This is a genomic window from Marinobacter sp. (assembly GCF_041686475.1).
Lineage (GTDB): Bacteria > Pseudomonadota > Gammaproteobacteria > Pseudomonadales > Oleiphilaceae > Marinobacter.
The window spans coordinates 68,639-84,164 of the sequence record NZ_JAWLDU010000003.1 but is presented as its reverse complement, the minus strand read 5'-3'; the positions used below and the strand labels follow the sequence as shown (position 1 = coordinate 84,164).

Sequence of the window (15,526 nt, the reverse complement as noted above, 5' to 3'; positions counted from 1 at the left end):
GGTGTCTCCAGTTTCCTTGGCGCCGGCGTTCAGCGGTAGTTCAGCCCCATGGCTGCGCGGACTTCCTCCAGGGTATCGCGCGCTGCATCACGGGCATGCTCACAGCCCTCTTCAATTATGGCGTGAACCAGATCCGGGTTGCTCTCATACTCCCGGGCGCGCTCGTGAAGCGGGCGCTGTTCCTCGATAATAGAATCTATCAGTGGCTTCTTGCACTCCAGACAGCCAATGCCAGCGCTGCGGCATCCCGTTTGAACCCATTCCTGGGTGTCATCATCGGAATACACCTTGTGCAGCCCCCATACCGGGCATTTCTCGGGCTCACCCGGATCCGTCCGGCGCACCCGTTGCGGGTCGGTCTGCATGGTGCGGACTTTCTGCGCCACAGTGTCCGGATCCTCGCGCAGGCCGATGTAATTGTTATAGGACTTGGACATCTTCTGACCGTCCAGCCCCGGCATCTTGGATTCAGGTGTCAGTAATGGCTGCGGCTCCGGAAGGATGACCTTGCCGCCGCCCTCAATATAGCCATACAGCCGCTCACGATCTCCGAGGGAGATGTTCTGCTGCTCCTTGAGCAGGGCCCGGGCAGTTTCCAGTGCCTCCATATCACCCTCTTCCTGGTAACGTTTCTTCAGGGTGCGATACAGTTTGGCGTTCTTCTTACCCATCTTGACGATGGCGCCCTCGGCCTGCTCTTCAAAACCCGGTTCACGGCCATACAGGTGATTGAAACGGCGGGCGATTTCCCGCGTGATTTCCACGTGGGACACCTGGTCCGCGCCCACAGGAACACGCCCTGCCCGGTACATGAGAATGTCGGCGCTTTGCAGCAATGGGTAACCCAGAAAGCCGTAGGTGGCGAGATCTTTCTCGCGTAGCTTTTCCTGCTGATCCTTGTAGGTGGGGATACGCTCAAGCCAGCCCAGCGGCGTAATCATCGACAACAACAGGTGCAGTTCCGCGTGCTCAGGCACCTTGGACTGGATAAACATTGTGGAGGAGCCCGGATTAACACCGGCCGCCAGCCAGTCGATAACCATGTCCCAGACACTGTCCTGGATACCGCTGGGATCATCGTAATTGGTGGTCAGCGCGTGCCAGTCCGCAACGAAGAAGAAGCATTCGAATTCATGCTGGAGTTTTACCCAGTTCTTCAGAACACCATGATAATGGCCAAGGTGCAACTTGCCGGTGGGACGCATGCCGGACAAAATCCGTTGCTGGGAATCGACAGAACTCAAAGCATGAACTCCTTGTGTATTTTGGAAAACAGCCATCTTATTGCAGGCTGACCGGGCATTATAGACTTATGTGCTGCCTGCGTTAAGGAACCATTTTAAAACCTGCCACCGGCACCTGAAAACAAAAAGCCCCCGGCAGTCCGCAAGGCAGACCCGGGGGCTTTTTATGACCGGCGGGAACTTACCAGCCAGTTACTTCTTTCAGTGCCTTGCCGATTTCGGCCAGGCTACGCACGGTTTTGACACCGGCGTCATTCAAGGCCGCGAACTTCTCGTCCGCTGTGCCTTTGCCACCGGAGATGATGGCGCCCGCGTGGCCCATACGCTTACCCGGAGGCGCTGTGACACCGGCGATGTAGGCTACCACCGGCTTGCTGACATTCTCCTTGATGAAGGCTGCAGCTTCTTCTTCAGCAGTACCGCCGATCTCGCCGATCATCACGATGGCTTCGGTCTGCGGGTCGTCCTGCAGAAGTTGCAGAATATCGATGAAGTTGGAGCCCGGAATCGGGTCACCACCGATACCAACACAGCTGGACTGACCGTAACCAAAGTCCGTGGTCTGTTTGACCGCTTCGTAGGTCAGGGTACCGGAGCGGGACACAATGCCAACCTTGCCTGGCTTGTGGATGTGACCCGGCATGATGCCGATCTTGCTTTCGCCTGGCGTAATCACACCCGGGCAGTTCGGCCCGATCATGCGAACACCTTTGCGATCCACATACTCTTTTGCATAAAGCATGTCGATGGTCGGAATACCCTCGGTGATGCATACAATCAGTTCGATACCAGCGTCTGCGGCTTCGATGATGGCGTCTTTGCAGAACGGAGCCGGTACATAGATAACGGTGGCTTCTGCTCCGGTTTTCTCGACTGCTTCACGCACGGTGTTGAATACCGGCAGACCAAGATGTTCGGTGCCGCCCTTTCCGGGGCTGACGCCGCCCACCATTTTGGTACCGTACTCAATGGCCTGCTCAGAGTGAAAAGTACCCTGAGCGCCGGTAAAGCCCTGGCAGATAACTTTGGTGTCTTTATTGATCAGGATGCTCATTATTTACCCCCCGCGGCTTTAACGACTTGCTCTGCCGCATTGGACAGACTGGTGGCGGCAATGATGTTCAGGCCGCTGTCGGCGAGTACCTTGGTGCCGGTTTCGGCGTTGTTGCCTTCAAGGCGAACAACCACGGGAACCTTCACGCCCACTTCTTTGACGGCACCGATGATGCCCTCTGCGATCATGTCGCAGCGCACAATGCCACCAAAAATGTTAACCAGAACTGCCTTGACGTTGGAGTCGGACAGAATGATCTTGAACGCTTCGGAAACACGCTCTTTGGTAGCACCGCCGCCAACGTCCAGGAAGTTGGCAGGCTGGCCGCCGGACAACTTGATGATGTCCATGGTACCCATGGCCAGGCCGGCACCGTTAACCATGCAGCCGATGTTGCCTTCCAGTGCCACGTAGTTGAGTTCCCACTTGGCTGCTTCCGCTTCCCGGGAATCTTCCTGAGAGGGATCGTGCATCTCGTGGATCTTCTTCTGGCGATAAAGCGCGTTACCGTCAACGCCGATCTTGGCATCCAGGCAGTGCAGATCACCGGCCGGTGTGATGACCAGCGGATTGATTTCCAGCAACGCCAGATCACGCTCTTCAAACAGCTTTGCCAGGCCCAGGAAAATCTTGGTGAACTGACCAATCTGCTTACCTTCCAGGCCCAGCTTGAAAGCCAGTTCGCGGCCCTGGTAAGGCTGCGCGCCTACCAGCGGATCAACTTCGGCCCTCAGGATCTTTTCCGGAGTTTCTTCAGCCACTTTCTCGATCTCGACGCCACCCTCAGTGGACGCCATGAACACGATACGACGGCTACCGCGGTCAACAACCGCACCCAGGTAGAGCTCCTGGTCGATATCGGTAAGGGACTCAACAAGAATCTTGCTGACCGGCTGGCCGTTCTCGTCGGTCTGGTAGGTCACCAGGTTCTTGCCGAGCCAGTTTTCTGCAAAGGCACGGATCTCGTCCTTGCTCTTGACCAGTTTTACACCGCCAGCCTTACCGCGGCCACCAGCGTGTACCTGGGCCTTTACAACCCAGGCGTCGCCGCCAATTTCGTCAGCAGCAGCCACTGCTTCCTTGGGGGTATCGCAGGCAATGCCCTTGGATACTGGCAGGCCATATTCAGCGAAAAGCTGCTTGCCCTGATATTCATGCAAATTCATAGTTAATGTCCCGCTTTCTGATGGAGGATAACCACATACGGAAATTGAACCCGCGCGGAGCGAATTCGGTTCGATGCGCCGGGGATCACCTCAGCGCACCACTAACGCAACCGGAAACCAGCCGTTTTATAGCAGCGGGGCGCCCCTTTGGCGCCCCTTTTCCCTGATCTGCGTTACTTCTTTTTGCGACGGTTGGCAATGTGGATTGCACCACCGTCTACAGCCAGTGCTGCTTCGTGCACGGATTCAGACAGAGTCGGATGCGCGAAACAGGTCAGTGCCAGATCTTCTGCGCTGGAGCCGAACTCCATCGCGATCACGCCCTGGGCAACAATCTCGGAAGCCTGCGGCCCCACTACATGGAAGCCGAGGATACGATCAGTCTTTTCATCGGCCATGATCTTCACCATGCCGATCGCAGAGTTGGCGGCCATGGCACGGCCGTTCGCCGCGAACGGGAAGGCACCTACCTTGTAAGCCTCACCTTCAGCCTTGAGCTGCTCCTCGGACTTGCCCACCCAGGCGATCTCCGGGAAGGTGTACACCACGTTCGGGATGCAGTCGTAGTTGACCTGGGGCTTGTGGCCAGCGATACGCTCGGCAACCATAACCCCTTCTTCTGAGGCCTTGTGTGCCAGCATGGGGCCACGAACCACATCACCAACAGCCCATACGCCCGGAGCTTCGGTTTTACAGGTATCGTCGACAAAAATGAAGCCACGCTCATCCATCTGAACGCCGGCGTCTTCGGAAAGCAGGTTATCCGTGTAAGGACGGCGACCCACTGCAACAATCAGCTTGTCGAACTTCGCTTCCTGCTTGCCCTTGGCATCTTCGTAACTCACGTTGACCAGCTTGCGCTTGACTTCCGCACCAGTCATGCGCGCGCCCATGACAATGTTGAGTCCCTGCTTCTGGAACTGCTTGAATGCGTCCTTGGCGACCTGTTGGTCGACAACAGGCAAAAAGCTGTCCTGGGCTTCGATCACCGTCACTTCTGCACCCAGACGGGCCCAGACACTGCCCAGCTCCAGACCGATAATGCCGGCGCCGATCACACCGAGGCGCTTTGGTACTTCGGTGAATTCCAGCGCACCCTCGGAGTCGACAATGTATTCGCCGTCAAAAGGCGCAGGCGGGATCTGGATCGGCTTGGAACCGGTGGCGATTATAACGTTTTCCGCCTCGTAGGTTTTGGTCTTGCCGTCCTTGTCCGTCACCTCAACGTTGCGGTTGGCCAGCAGCTTGCCGTGTCCATAGATCGGCGTTACGCCGTTGGACTTGAACAACCCACCGATACCACCGGTAAGCTGGTCCACGATGCCTTCCTTACGCTCCATCATCTTGCCGATGTCCATCTTGACATCCTTGGCGATGATGCCCTGATGGGCAAAACCGTGGCTGGCTTCCTCGTATTTGTGGGAAATCTCCAGCAATGCCTTGGAGGGAATACATCCCACGTTCAGGCAGGTGCCACCCAGCCGATTCTTGCCTTCCTTGTCGGTCCAGGATTCAATACAGGCAGTTTTCAGACCCAGCTGTGCTGCCTTGATGGCGGCAACATAGCCGCCAGGGCCAGCGCCAATGACGATTACGTCGTACTTGTCAGACATGTTTTATCCCGTTTATCCAGTTCGTTGAATGTCGGCTCAGACGTCCAGCAGAATACGTGCCGGATCCTCAAGCATTTCCTTGATGGCCACCAGGAACTGTACCGCTTCCTTGCCATCAATCATGCGGTGGTCATAGGAAAGAGCCAGATACATCATCGGCTGGATTTCCACCTTGCCGTTCACCGCCATCGGACGCTCCTGGATCTTGTGCATGCCCAGAATGGCTGTCTGGGGGGGATTCAGGATCGGTGTGGAAATCAATGATCCGAATATACCACCGTTAGTAATAGTGAAGGTCCCGCCGGTCATATCTTCAATGCCGAGTTTGCCTTCTTTGGCCTTGGTTCCATATTCGACGATTTTCTTCTCGATGCCGGCAAGGCCAAGCGCATCAGCATCACGCACAACCGGAACAACCAGGCCGCGATCACTTGAAACCGCAATGCCAATATCCTGGTAGCCATGGTAAACCATATCGTTGCCGTCGATGGACGCATTTACCGCAGGGAAACGCTTCAGGGCTTCGGTAGCAGCCTTGGTGAAAAATGACATGAAGCCAAGCTTGACTCCGTGACGCTTTTCAAAGCTCTCCTTATACTGTTTCCGCAGTTCCATGACCGGCCCCATGTTCACCTCGTTGAACGTGGTAAGCATGGCGGCGGTCTGCTGGGCATTAACCAGGCGCTTGGCGATGCTGGCACGCAAACGGGTCATCGGTACCCGTTTCTCCGGACGCTCTCCAGAGCCCAGATCCACCTGTGGCATGTCGCCGGCCGGCTTGGCAGCAGGGGCTGAAGCAGACTCTGAAGACTTGCCCGCAGATATATGATTCTGAACGTCTTCTTTAGTAACTCGACCGTCTTTTCCGGTACCTTCAACGGCGTCCGGATTCACGTTGTTCTCTTCCGCCAGCTTGCGGGCGGCAGGGCTCAGAATGGCTTCACCAGAGGACTGGGCGGGGGCTTCGGCCGGCTTCTCAGCAGCCTCTTCCTTCTCGCCTTCCTCTTTCCTGCCTTCGTCCTGGGCAGCCGGCTTTGATGCCCCAGCGGCGCCTTCCTTGAATTTGCCGACTACTTCACCGCTTTCCACGGTGTCGCCTTCGCCCTTGAGTATTTCCTCAATAACACCATCAGCCGGAGCGACGACTTCGAGCACGACCTTATCGGTTTCGATATCGACAATCAGTTCGTCACGAGAACAGGCTTCGCCAGGCTGCTTGTGCCAGGTCGCGACTGTTCCTTCTGCGACCGACTCTGGGAATACGGGGGCTTTTATTTCAGTTGACATCTCGGGTCCTTAGTTCGGTAGCTCGTCAGATTTCAAACGCGTCGTTAACCAGCTTTTTCTGCTCTTCAATGTGGACAGACATATGCCCACAGGCCGGAGCAGCAGAAGCATCACGACCGGCATACTGAAGATACAGTTTGGGGTTGTGGCGATACAGGGCATTTCTCATGTGATGCTGACTGCAGTACCAGGCACCCTGGTTCATGGGCTCTTCCTGACACCAGACGACGTGCTTGAGCTTGCTGTACTGGCTCAGGAGCTCATCCAGGTCGTCCCCCGGGAACGGATACAGCTGCTCGATACGGACGATGGCAACATCATGCCGTTCATCAGCTTTCTTGCGCTCCAGCAGGTCAAAGTAGACCTTGCCGCTGCACAGGATCAACCGGTTTACTTTCTTCGGATCGGAAGGCTCTTTCTCCGGCAGCACTGTTTTGAAGGTACCGGATGTCAGATCGTCGAGATCCGAGGTTGCCTCTTTATGCCGCAACAAACTCTTTGGCGTGATGGCAACCAGCGGCTTGCGCAGTGGGCGTTTGACCTGTCGGCGCAGCATATGGAAAACCTGCGAAGGCGTTGTCGGCACACAAACCTGAATGTTGTGCTCTGCGGACAACTGCAGGAAGCGCTCAAGGCGCGCAGAACTGTGCTCCGGCCCCTGCCCTTCATAGCCGTGAGGCAGCAGCAGGGTCAGACCACAAAGCCTGCCCCACTTGTGCTCACCACTGGTTAGAAACTGATCGATCACCACCTGGGCGCCGTTGGCGAAGTCACCAAACTGGGCCTCCCAGACAACCAGGCCATTGGGAGCCGTGGTTGAATAGCCATATTCGAATGCCATGACTGCCTCTTCGGACAGCAGTGAGTCATAGATTTCGAATCTCGGCTGGTCCTCGGCAATATGTTCAAGAGCAGTATGGGTCGAGCCGTCCTTCTGGTTGTGCAGCACCGCGTGACGGTGAGAGAAGGTGCCGCGACCGACATCCTGCCCGGTAATACGAATCGGGTGGCCTTCCTCGAGCAGTGTGGCATAGGCCATGATCTCGCCGTAGCCCCAGTTGATGGGCAGTGCACCTGCCGTCATCTTCTCGCGATCAGTAATGATCTTGGACACCTGGCGCTGGATATTGAAACCTTCAGGCACATGGGTCAGCTTCTTGCCCAGCTTCTGGATCGTCTTCAGGGCAACGCTGGATTTACATTTTGCGGTCCATTCGTGGCCCAGATAGGGGGTCCAGTCAACGTAGAGCTCCTTGTTGGGCTCCTTGACCAGAGATTTGACCACGTGGTCGCCCTTGTCCAGCTCGTCGCGGTAATCAAGTTCGATCTGCTTGGATTCTTCCTCGCTCATAATCCCGTCGGCAACCAGCTTTTCGGCGTAGAGGTTACGGGTTGTAGTCAGCTTGCGAATCTTGCCGTACATCACCGGCTGGGTGGCGGCGGGCTCATCAGCCTCGTTATGGCCGCGGCGGCGGTAGCAAACCAGGTCAATCACCACATCGTTCTTGAACTCGTGGCGGTAGTCCATGGCCATCTGGGTCACGAACATGACCGCTTCGGGATCGTCCGCGTTCACGTGCAGGATCGGGGCCTGAATCATCTTGGCCACGTCGGTGCAGTATTCGGTGGAACGGGCATCTTCCTGTTTGCTGGTGGTAAAACCAACCTGATTGTTGATCACGATGTGAATCGTACCACCAACACCATAGCCCCTGGTCTGGGACATCTGGAAGGTTTCCATAACCACGCCCTGCCCGGCAAAGGCAGCGTCGCCGTGCATGATGATGGGCACACACTGGGTGCCGTTAGGATCATTGCGGCGGGTCTGGCGGGCACGAACAGAGCCTTCAACTACCGGAGAAACGATCTCCAGGTGAGACGGGTTGAACGCCAGGGCCAGATGGATCTCGCCACCCTCTGTCATCACGTTGGACGAGAAGCCCTGGTGGTATTTCACGTCCCCGGAGCCGGAATCCGCGAGCTTCTTGCCCTCGAATTCGTCAAACAGTTCTTTCGGGTTCTTGCCGAGGGTATTTACCAGAACGTTCAGGCGGCCACGGTGGGCCATGCCCAGTACGATTTCCTTGGCGCCGTAACTGCCGGCCCTCTGGATGAGCTCATCCAGGCAAGGGATCAGGGTTTCGGCACCTTCCAGGCCGAAACGCTTGACGCCGGGATAGCGCGAGCCAAGGTATTTCTCCAGGCCTTCCGCCGCTGTCAGGCGCTCAAGAAGATGCTTACGGGTGCCCGTTTCGTAATTCGGGCGGGAACGCACGGGCTCCATCCGCTGCTGGAACCAGCGCTTGATGCGGGTATCCACAACGTGCATGTACTCGGCGCCAATGCTTTCGCAATACGTCTGACGCAGGCCATCCACGATCTCCCTGAGCTTCATGGTCTCTGAACCGAAGTTCAGTGAGCCAGTCTGGAACTCAAGATCGTAATCGGCTTCTGAAAGCTCATGGAACGAAGGATCGAGATCTTCCACCTGAGGGCGATTCCAGACCCCAAGGGGGTCAAGCTTCGCTTCCTGATGGCCACGGAAACGAAAGGCGTTGATCAGCTGAAGCACACGAATCTGTTTCTTGTCGGCATCTGCAGTTGCACTGGCAGGCACACCACTGGTCGCAAGAAAACGCTGATTACGGGAAATGTGTTCAAACTGCTGGCGTATAGATGAATGATCTATATCGCGGCCTTTGTAGCCATCCACACTGGGAAGTTTATCGAAGTAGCTGCGCCACTCTTCAGGAATGGCATTGGGGTCTTTCAGGTAGGTTTCGAAAAGCTGTTCAACATAGGCAAGATTTCCACCTTGAAGGTGGGAAGTCTGCCATAACTGCTCCATTATGCTTTCATGCATTTTGAATAGCTCACCTTGGGCTGGTGCGGGGAGCTGGCTATGGTCGGCCAGGGGTACATCTGAGTCAATACGGGTTTTTACGGGATCGACTGTGGCCACCACACCCAACAAGGATGTTTTCCGTTCCCCGGTGGTTATTATACTCAGCAAATCCGCTGGGGATCTTTTAAGTTCCCATCACGGCCTGCGTAGTTTGCACCCTGTTAAGACTTTTGACTATAAGCCTTTGGTTGAAGGGCCCGCATTGATGCGGGCCCTTCGGGCGCTTACCTTGTCAGCACAGTATAGCGCCTGTTTCAGATTCTGCTTAAGTTGCGCGCTGAAGCAGCAGATTGCGGATATGGCCGATTGCCCGCGTGGGGTTCAGGCCTTTGGGGCAGACACTGACACAGTTCATGATACCGCGGCAACGAAATACGCTGAACGGGTCGTCAAGATTGGCTAGCCGCTCGGCCTGGGCGGTATCACGGCTGTCCGCCAGGAACCGATAGGCCTGCAACAGGCCTGCAGGGCCAATGAACTTGTCCGGATTCCACCAGAACGACGGGCAGGCAGTAGAACAGCATGCACAGAGGATACACTCGTACAGGCCGTCCAGCTTTTCCCGGTCTTCCGGAGACTGGTAGCGCTCAATGGCAGGCGGTGGGTTGTCGTTGACCAGGTACGGCATGACCTTTTCATACTGCTTATAGAAAAGACTCATGTCGACCACGAGGTCACGGATAACTGGTAGGCCAGGCAGCGGGCGCAGAACCAGCTTGCTGTTCTTCAGAACCTCGGACAGCGGGGTAATGCAGGCAAGACCGTTCTTGCCATTCATGTTCATGCCATCAGAGCCACAGACGCCCTCACGACAGGAACGACGGTAGGCCATCGACGCATCACGCTCTTTGATGAGGTTCAGAACGTCAAGAACCATCAGATCCTTGCCTTCCGGAATCTCTACCTCAACATCCTGCATATAGGGCGCGTTGTCGGTTTCCGGGTTGTAACGATAAAGACTCACTAACATTTCTACATCCCCCCCTCAGTAAGTCCGGACCTTCGGCTCAAACGTGTCAACTGTCTTCGGTGCAAAATTCACATCACGCTTTCCGACACGCTTTTCTACCGGGTAATACATAGAGTGCTTCAGCCAGTTCTCATCGTCACGATCGGCAAAGTCATTACGGGCGTGGGCGCCGCGGCTTTCCTTACGCTCGAACGCGGAAATGGCCGTAGCCTGAGCCACCTCGAAAAGATTATCGAGCTCAAGCGCTTCTATTCGAGCCGTGTTAAAGGCATTACTGGTGTCGGCCAGCTTGGTGTTACGAACACGTTCGCCGATCGCCTCCAGTTTCTCCAATCCCTCTTCCATGCTCTTGCCGTCGCGGAACACACCGAAGTACAGCTGCATGCAGCTCTGCAGATCCTTCCGGACCTCGGCGACACTTTCACCTTCAGAGGCACTGTTCAGACGATCAAGCCGAGCCATCGCATTCTTGATATCCTGCTCGCTGGCGTTGTCAACCTCGAAGCCGCCACGGAGCTGCTCCTCGATGTGCAGGCCAGCCGCACGGCCAAATACAACCAGATCAAGCAATGAGTTGCCGCCAAGACGGTTGGCACCGTGTACGGACACACAGGCCGCCTCGCCACAGGCGAACAGACCCGGGATCGGCTTGTCTTTTCCATTCTCATCCTGGGTCAGGGCCTGACCGCCGACGTTGGTCGGAATACCACCCATCATGTAGTGACAGGTCGGAACAACCGGAACCGGCTCTTTTACAGGATCCACGTGAGCAAAGGTACGGGACAGCTCACAGATACCCGGCAGACGAAGATTCAGGGTTTCTTCACCCAGATGATCCAGCTTCAGCAGAACATGGTCCTTCTCGGGGCCACAGCCGCGACCTTCAAGAATCTCGATAACCATCGAACGCGCAACAACGTCACGACCAGCCAGGTCCTTCGCGTTGGGCGCATACCGCTCCATGAAACGCTCGCCCTCGGAGTTGATCAGGTAACCGCCCTCACCACGGCAACCTTCGGTCACCAGCGTGCCGGCACCGTGAATGCCCGTAGGGTGGAACTGCCACATTTCCATGTCCTGCATCGGGAAGCCCGCACGCAGCGCCATGCCGATACCGTCGCCTGTATTGATCAGGGCGTTAGTGGTAGAGGCATAGATACGGCCGGCACCGCCGGTGGCCAGAACCGTTGCCTTGGACTTGATATACGCGACTTCGCCGGTCTCGATCTCTATGCCAACAACGCCGACCACTTCGTCTTTGCTATTCTTGACCAGATCGACCGCATACCACTCGTTCAGAAACGTGGTGCCACCTTTCAGATTTGCCTGGTACAGGGTATGCAGAAGAGCATGACCAGTACGGTCGGCAGCAGCACAGGTACGAGCCGCCTGAGTGGGATTATCCGGCCCCTTGGACTGGCCACCGAAAGGACGCTGATAAATGCGACCCTGTTCGGTGCGGGAGAACGGCAACCCCATGTGTTCCAGCTCAAAAACGGCCTGCGGGCCAACTGAACACATGTACTCGACCGCATCCTGATCGGCAATGTAGTCAGAGCCTTTGACAGTATCGTACATGTGCCAGCGCCAGTCATCGTTGGGATCCGCACTGGCAATCGCGCAAGTAATACCACCCTGTGCAGACACAGTGTGGGAGCGCGTCGGGAAAACTTTGGTGATACACGCGGTGTTGACGCCGGATTCGGTCAACTGAAGGGCGGCACGCATACCGGCACCGCCACCACCGATAACAATCGCGTCGTAAGACATGGTCTTGATATTAGCCATTAATTAAAGCCCCCAAAGAATCTGAATACCCCAGACTACATACACGAACATTGTCAATCCACACAGTGCCTGGACCAGGAACCGGGGCAGCGTCGCCTTGATGTAATCCGTTGTTACTGTCCAGAGCCCCACCCACGCGTGCCCTCCGATTGAAAGCAGGGCAAGCAGGGTAAAGATACGAAACCAGGTCTGATCGAAGAGTCCGGACCAGGTGTCGTAATTGACGTCAGACGTCAACATGAAACCGAACAGAAAAATTGTATACAGAGCAAGTACGTAGGCGGTAACACGCTGGATCATCCAGTCGAATACGCCGCTGCGGCCAAGATTCGTAACACTGTCTACGCTGTTCACCATACCCAGACTCCTGCAAGAAGGATGAGAATCACGGAAATCACGACGGTGGCTTTCGCCGCGAGCCGGCCACTTTCCAGTTCTTCGCCAATGCCCATATCCATCAGCAGGTGCTTGATGCCGGCAACCAGGTGGTACAGCAAGGCAGACAGAATGCCCCAGGTAATCAGCTTCGCCAGGAAGCTGTCCAGCAATCCACTAACGCGGCTGAAGCCTTCTTCCCCGGAAAGGGAAAGCTGAAGTCCGTACAGCATGAAGGCAACACCCACGAAAATGATGATGCCACTTATGCGATGCACGATGGACGTAATGGCTGGCAGCGGAAAATGGAACTTGCTGAGATCGAGATTTACTGGTCGTTTGCTATTCACAGCGCTCTCACACTCTCTCTTGGTTCCGCGGGCCGGAGAACCGGTTGCGGATGGTTGGTATGTAACGATCATGGTGCTGAACGAATCCGGCACACGATTGCCTAAGGAGGGAGAAAAACCGGCGTGCGCTCTTCTGACATCTGACGCTGCGGCCTGGCATATCCCCGATTCCGGGATACGGATTATAAGGAGTACCCCTGTCAATTACAAACGCGCAACCTTGTCAAACCCCTGTAAATAAGGGCCTGAGACTGGCTATATAGATGATTGACAAATCCGATTAATGCCCCCGGCCGGGCGCATTCCGGGTATCCCTGATTTACAGCGGATGTCAAATATAGGGTTTTATTGCCTCCTCCATTGACAAAAAAAGCCAACGCCCTATATTTTGCCGCCAGTTTTGCGATAATACGCGCCTTCTAGCGCATCCAAATGCTGATAAATAGGAGAGCACCATGACCGACAGGAAAGCCACGCTTTCGGTGGGTGACAAGTCCATCGAGCTACCAATTTATTCGGGCACCGTCGGCCCTGACGTCATTGACGTGAGAAGCCTGGTCCAGGAAGGCGTATTCACTTACGACCCCGGATTTGTATCCACTGCGGCCTGCGAATCCCAGATCACCTACATTGACGGTGCCAACGGTGTTCTCCTGCACCGGGGTTACCCGATTGAAGAACTGGCAGAGAATTCCGACTACCTTGAAGTCTGCTACCTTCTGCTGAACGGCGAGCTGCCCACGGCCGAGGAAAACAAGCACTTTCACGACACCATCAAAAACCACACAATGCTTCACGACCAGATGCGCAATTTCTACCAGGGCTTTCGCCGGGATGCGCATCCCATGGCCATAATGTGTGGCGTTGTGGGCGCCCTTTCTGCCTTCTATCACGACCAGATGGACGTTGCCAACGTCGAACAGCGAGAAATCACTGCCCATCGCCTGATTGCCAAGATGCCGACCATCGCGGCCTGGAGCTACAAATACAGCGTCGGCCAGCCGTTCGTTTATCCACGAAACGACCTTTCATACGCCGAGAATTTCCTGCAGATGATGTTTGGCGTTCCCTGTGAGGAATACAAGCCGAATCCGATCCTGGCGAAGGCCATGGACAGGATCTTCATTCTGCATGCGGATCATGAACAGAATGCCTCGACGTCCACTGTTCGCCTGGCAGGATCCACCGGCGCCAACCCCTATGCGTGCATTGCCTCCGGTATTGCAGCTCTCTGGGGGCCGGCTCACGGCGGTGCCAACGAAGCAGTACTGGATATGCTGGCGGAGATCGGCGACGAAGCCAACATCGAGAAGTTCATTGCCAAGGCCAAGGACAAGGACGACCCTTTCCGTCTCATGGGCTTTGGCCACCGGGTTTACAAGAACTTCGACCCGCGCGCCAAAGTCATGGCGGAAACAGCCCACGAAGTGCTGACCGAGCTGGGCCTGGAAAACGACCCGCTGCTGAAAATCGCCCAGAGACTGGAAAAAATTGCCCTGGAAGACGAATACTTCGTCCAGCGCAAACTGTATCCGAATGTGGACTTCTATTCCGGCCTGATTCTCAAGGCGATCGGCATTCCGACATCCATGTTCACCGTAATCTTTGCCCTGTCCCGCACCATTGGCTGGTTCTCCCACTGGAACGAGATGGTCAGTGGTGATTACCGCATAGGTCGCCCACGCCAGCTGTACACAGGCGAGAAAAGCCGGAAGTACCCGAAAAAATAGACAAAACCGGGTTATCTGAAGAAGGCCGCTGCAAAGCGGCCTTTTTTGTGTCTGCTCATTCTGTAATGATTAACGCTGATTTTCCCAATAATAACCAACGTCCGGAGACAGACTTTATGACCGCAACCGCAGCATTTATTGGCCTGGGTATTATGGGCTACCCCATGGCGGGCCATCTGGCCAACGCAGGAATCGACGTAAGGGTCTGGAACCGAAGCGCCGACAAATCCGCGGCCTGGGCTGGTAAATATCCCGGCAAAACCGGTGGCACCATCGCCGATACGGTAATGGAAGCCGACTTTGTATTTACCTGTGTTGGCGCAGACCGTGACCTCGTTGAAATCTTCGAGGGCCCTGAAGGCATTATTGCCAATGCCAGGCCCGGCGCCATCCTCGTGGATCACACCACGGCATCAGCCGGCATCGCCGAACAGCTGGCACAACTCGCCAGGGCGCGAAACCTTGAGTTCATCGATGCCCCGGTATCCGGAGGTCAGCAAGGAGCGGAAAATGGTCAGCTCACCATCATGTGTGGTGGCGAAACCGAGCCGTTTTCGCAAGCGAAGCCATTAATGGAGCATTACTCGAAAGCCCTCAATCTTATGGGCCCGGTAGGCAGTGGCCAGAGAACCAAAATGGTGAACCAGATTGCCATAGCCGGCCTGGTTCAGGGGTTGTCTGAAGCACTCCACTTTGCCGAACAGGCAGAGTTGGACGTTCGTAAAGTTGTCGACGTTATTTCCAAGGGCGCGGCCCAGTCATGGCAGATGGAGAACCGCTCCGGAACCATGATTGACGGGGAATTCGAACACGGCTTCGCAGTGGACTGGATGCGAAAAGACCTCGCAATCTGCCTGGAGGAAGCACGCAAGAATGGCTCTCGGATTCCGGTTGCGGCGCTGGTGGATCAGTTCTACGGGGATGTTCAACAGATGGGGGGCAACCGCTGGGATACGTCGTCGCTGATTCAGCGCCTGCGCAAAAAATCCTGATGTTCGCTCTGCAACAAACAGCAGGATGGATCGCAACTATCCTGCTGCCGTC

General features: G+C 55.8%; 12 protein-coding genes. 2 read left to right on the top strand and 10 right to left on the bottom strand.

The features are described from left to right. Positions 1-29: 29 nt before the first annotated feature. The 10 genes from ACESMB_RS01575 to sdhC all read right to left on the bottom strand — a co-directional run bounded on the left by ACESMB_RS01575 (position 30) and on the right by sdhC (position 12,752). Positions 30-1,244, bottom strand: a complete 1,215-nt coding sequence (locus tag ACESMB_RS01575; RefSeq protein WP_372925659.1) for a tryptophan--tRNA ligase — start codon at positions 1,242-1,244, stop codon at positions 30-32. 181 nt (positions 1,245-1,425) lie between these two features. Beyond that, on the bottom strand, positions 1,426-2,298 hold the full coding sequence (gene sucD / locus ACESMB_RS01570) for a succinate--CoA ligase subunit alpha (RefSeq protein WP_135955575.1): 873 nt from the start codon (positions 2,296-2,298) through the stop codon (positions 1,426-1,428). After that, complete coding sequence (gene sucC, locus ACESMB_RS01565; RefSeq protein WP_372925658.1) at positions 2,298-3,464, bottom strand: ADP-forming succinate--CoA ligase subunit beta; 1,167 nt, start codon at positions 3,462-3,464, stop codon at positions 2,298-2,300. Before sucC ends, sucD begins: the two co-directional genes overlap by 1 nt. A 173-nt stretch (positions 3,465-3,637) precedes the next feature. After that, on the bottom strand, positions 3,638-5,077 hold the full coding sequence (gene lpdA, locus ACESMB_RS01560; protein ID WP_372925657.1) for a dihydrolipoyl dehydrogenase: 1,440 nt from the start codon (positions 5,075-5,077) through the stop codon (positions 3,638-3,640). Between the two features lie 36 nt (positions 5,078-5,113). Beyond that, the gene (odhB, locus tag ACESMB_RS01555; RefSeq protein ID WP_372970779.1) at positions 5,114-6,364 is read right to left on the bottom strand and encodes a 2-oxoglutarate dehydrogenase complex dihydrolipoyllysine-residue succinyltransferase; all 1,251 of its coding nucleotides are present in this window, start codon (positions 6,362-6,364) and stop codon (positions 5,114-5,116) included. Between the two features lie 25 nt (positions 6,365-6,389). After that, positions 6,390-9,227, bottom strand: a complete 2,838-nt coding sequence (locus ACESMB_RS01550; protein ID WP_372925655.1) for a 2-oxoglutarate dehydrogenase E1 component — start codon at positions 9,225-9,227, stop codon at positions 6,390-6,392. A gap of 307 nt (positions 9,228-9,534) precedes the next feature. Then, positions 9,535-10,239, bottom strand: a complete 705-nt coding sequence (locus ACESMB_RS01545; RefSeq protein WP_372925654.1) for a succinate dehydrogenase iron-sulfur subunit — start codon at positions 10,237-10,239, stop codon at positions 9,535-9,537. Between the two features lie 15 nt (positions 10,240-10,254). Next, on the bottom strand, positions 10,255-12,027 hold the full coding sequence (gene sdhA / locus ACESMB_RS01540) for a succinate dehydrogenase flavoprotein subunit (protein WP_372925653.1): 1,773 nt from the start codon (positions 12,025-12,027) through the stop codon (positions 10,255-10,257). Between the two features lie 3 nt (positions 12,028-12,030). Further along, positions 12,031-12,384, bottom strand: coding sequence for a succinate dehydrogenase, hydrophobic membrane anchor protein (sdhD, locus tag ACESMB_RS01535; RefSeq protein WP_114612591.1), 354 nt, complete (start codon positions 12,382-12,384; stop codon positions 12,031-12,033). Then, the gene (gene sdhC / locus ACESMB_RS01530; RefSeq protein ID WP_114612902.1) at positions 12,378-12,752 is read right to left on the bottom strand and encodes a succinate dehydrogenase, cytochrome b556 subunit; all 375 of its coding nucleotides are present in this window, start codon (positions 12,750-12,752) and stop codon (positions 12,378-12,380) included. Before sdhC ends, sdhD begins: the two co-directional genes overlap by 7 nt. 455 nt (positions 12,753-13,207) lie before the next feature. On the opposite strand from sdhC, the gene gltA reads away from it, so the two are divergent. Together gltA and ACESMB_RS01520 are read left to right on the top strand one after the other, a co-directional pair. Then, positions 13,208-14,482, top strand: coding sequence for a citrate synthase (gene gltA, locus ACESMB_RS01525; RefSeq protein WP_372925652.1), 1,275 nt, complete (start codon positions 13,208-13,210; stop codon positions 14,480-14,482). Between the two features lie 116 nt (positions 14,483-14,598). Beyond that, entirely contained in the window at positions 14,599-15,474 is an 876-nt protein-coding gene (locus ACESMB_RS01520; protein ID WP_372925651.1) for an NAD(P)-dependent oxidoreductase, read from the top strand. The last annotated feature ends 52 nt before the right edge of the window (positions 15,475-15,526 follow it).

Bases quoted from the DNA above. Each gene is read 5' to 3' on its own strand.
- ACESMB_RS01520 (WP_372925651.1), top strand. From the start codon at position 14,599: ATGACCGCAACCGCAGCATTTATTGGCCTGGGTATTATGGGCTACCCC.
- gltA (WP_372925652.1), top strand. From the start codon at position 13,208: ATGACCGACAGGAAAGCCACGCTTTCGGTGGGTGACAAGTCCATCGAG.
- sdhD (WP_114612591.1), bottom strand. From the start codon at position 12,384: ATGGTGAACAGCGTAGACAGTGTTACGAATCTTGGCCGCAGCGGCGTA.
- lpdA (WP_372925657.1), bottom strand. From the start codon at position 5,077: ATGTCTGACAAGTACGACGTAATCGTCATTGGCGCTGGCCCTGGCGGC.
- odhB (WP_372970779.1), bottom strand. From the start codon at position 6,364: ATGTCAACTGAAATAAAAGCCCCCGTATTCCCAGAGTCGGTCGCAGAA.
- sucD (WP_135955575.1), bottom strand. From the start codon at position 2,298: ATGAGCATCCTGATCAATAAAGACACCAAAGTTATCTGCCAGGGCTTT.
- sucC (WP_372925658.1), bottom strand. From the start codon at position 3,464: ATGAATTTGCATGAATATCAGGGCAAGCAGCTTTTCGCTGAATATGGC.
- ACESMB_RS01550 (WP_372925655.1), bottom strand. From the start codon at position 9,227: ATGCATGAAAGCATAATGGAGCAGTTATGGCAGACTTCCCACCTTCAA.
- ACESMB_RS01545 (WP_372925654.1), bottom strand. From the start codon at position 10,239: ATGTTAGTGAGTCTTTATCGTTACAACCCGGAAACCGACAACGCGCCC.
- sdhA (WP_372925653.1), bottom strand. From the start codon at position 12,027: ATGGCTAATATCAAGACCATGTCTTACGACGCGATTGTTATCGGTGGT.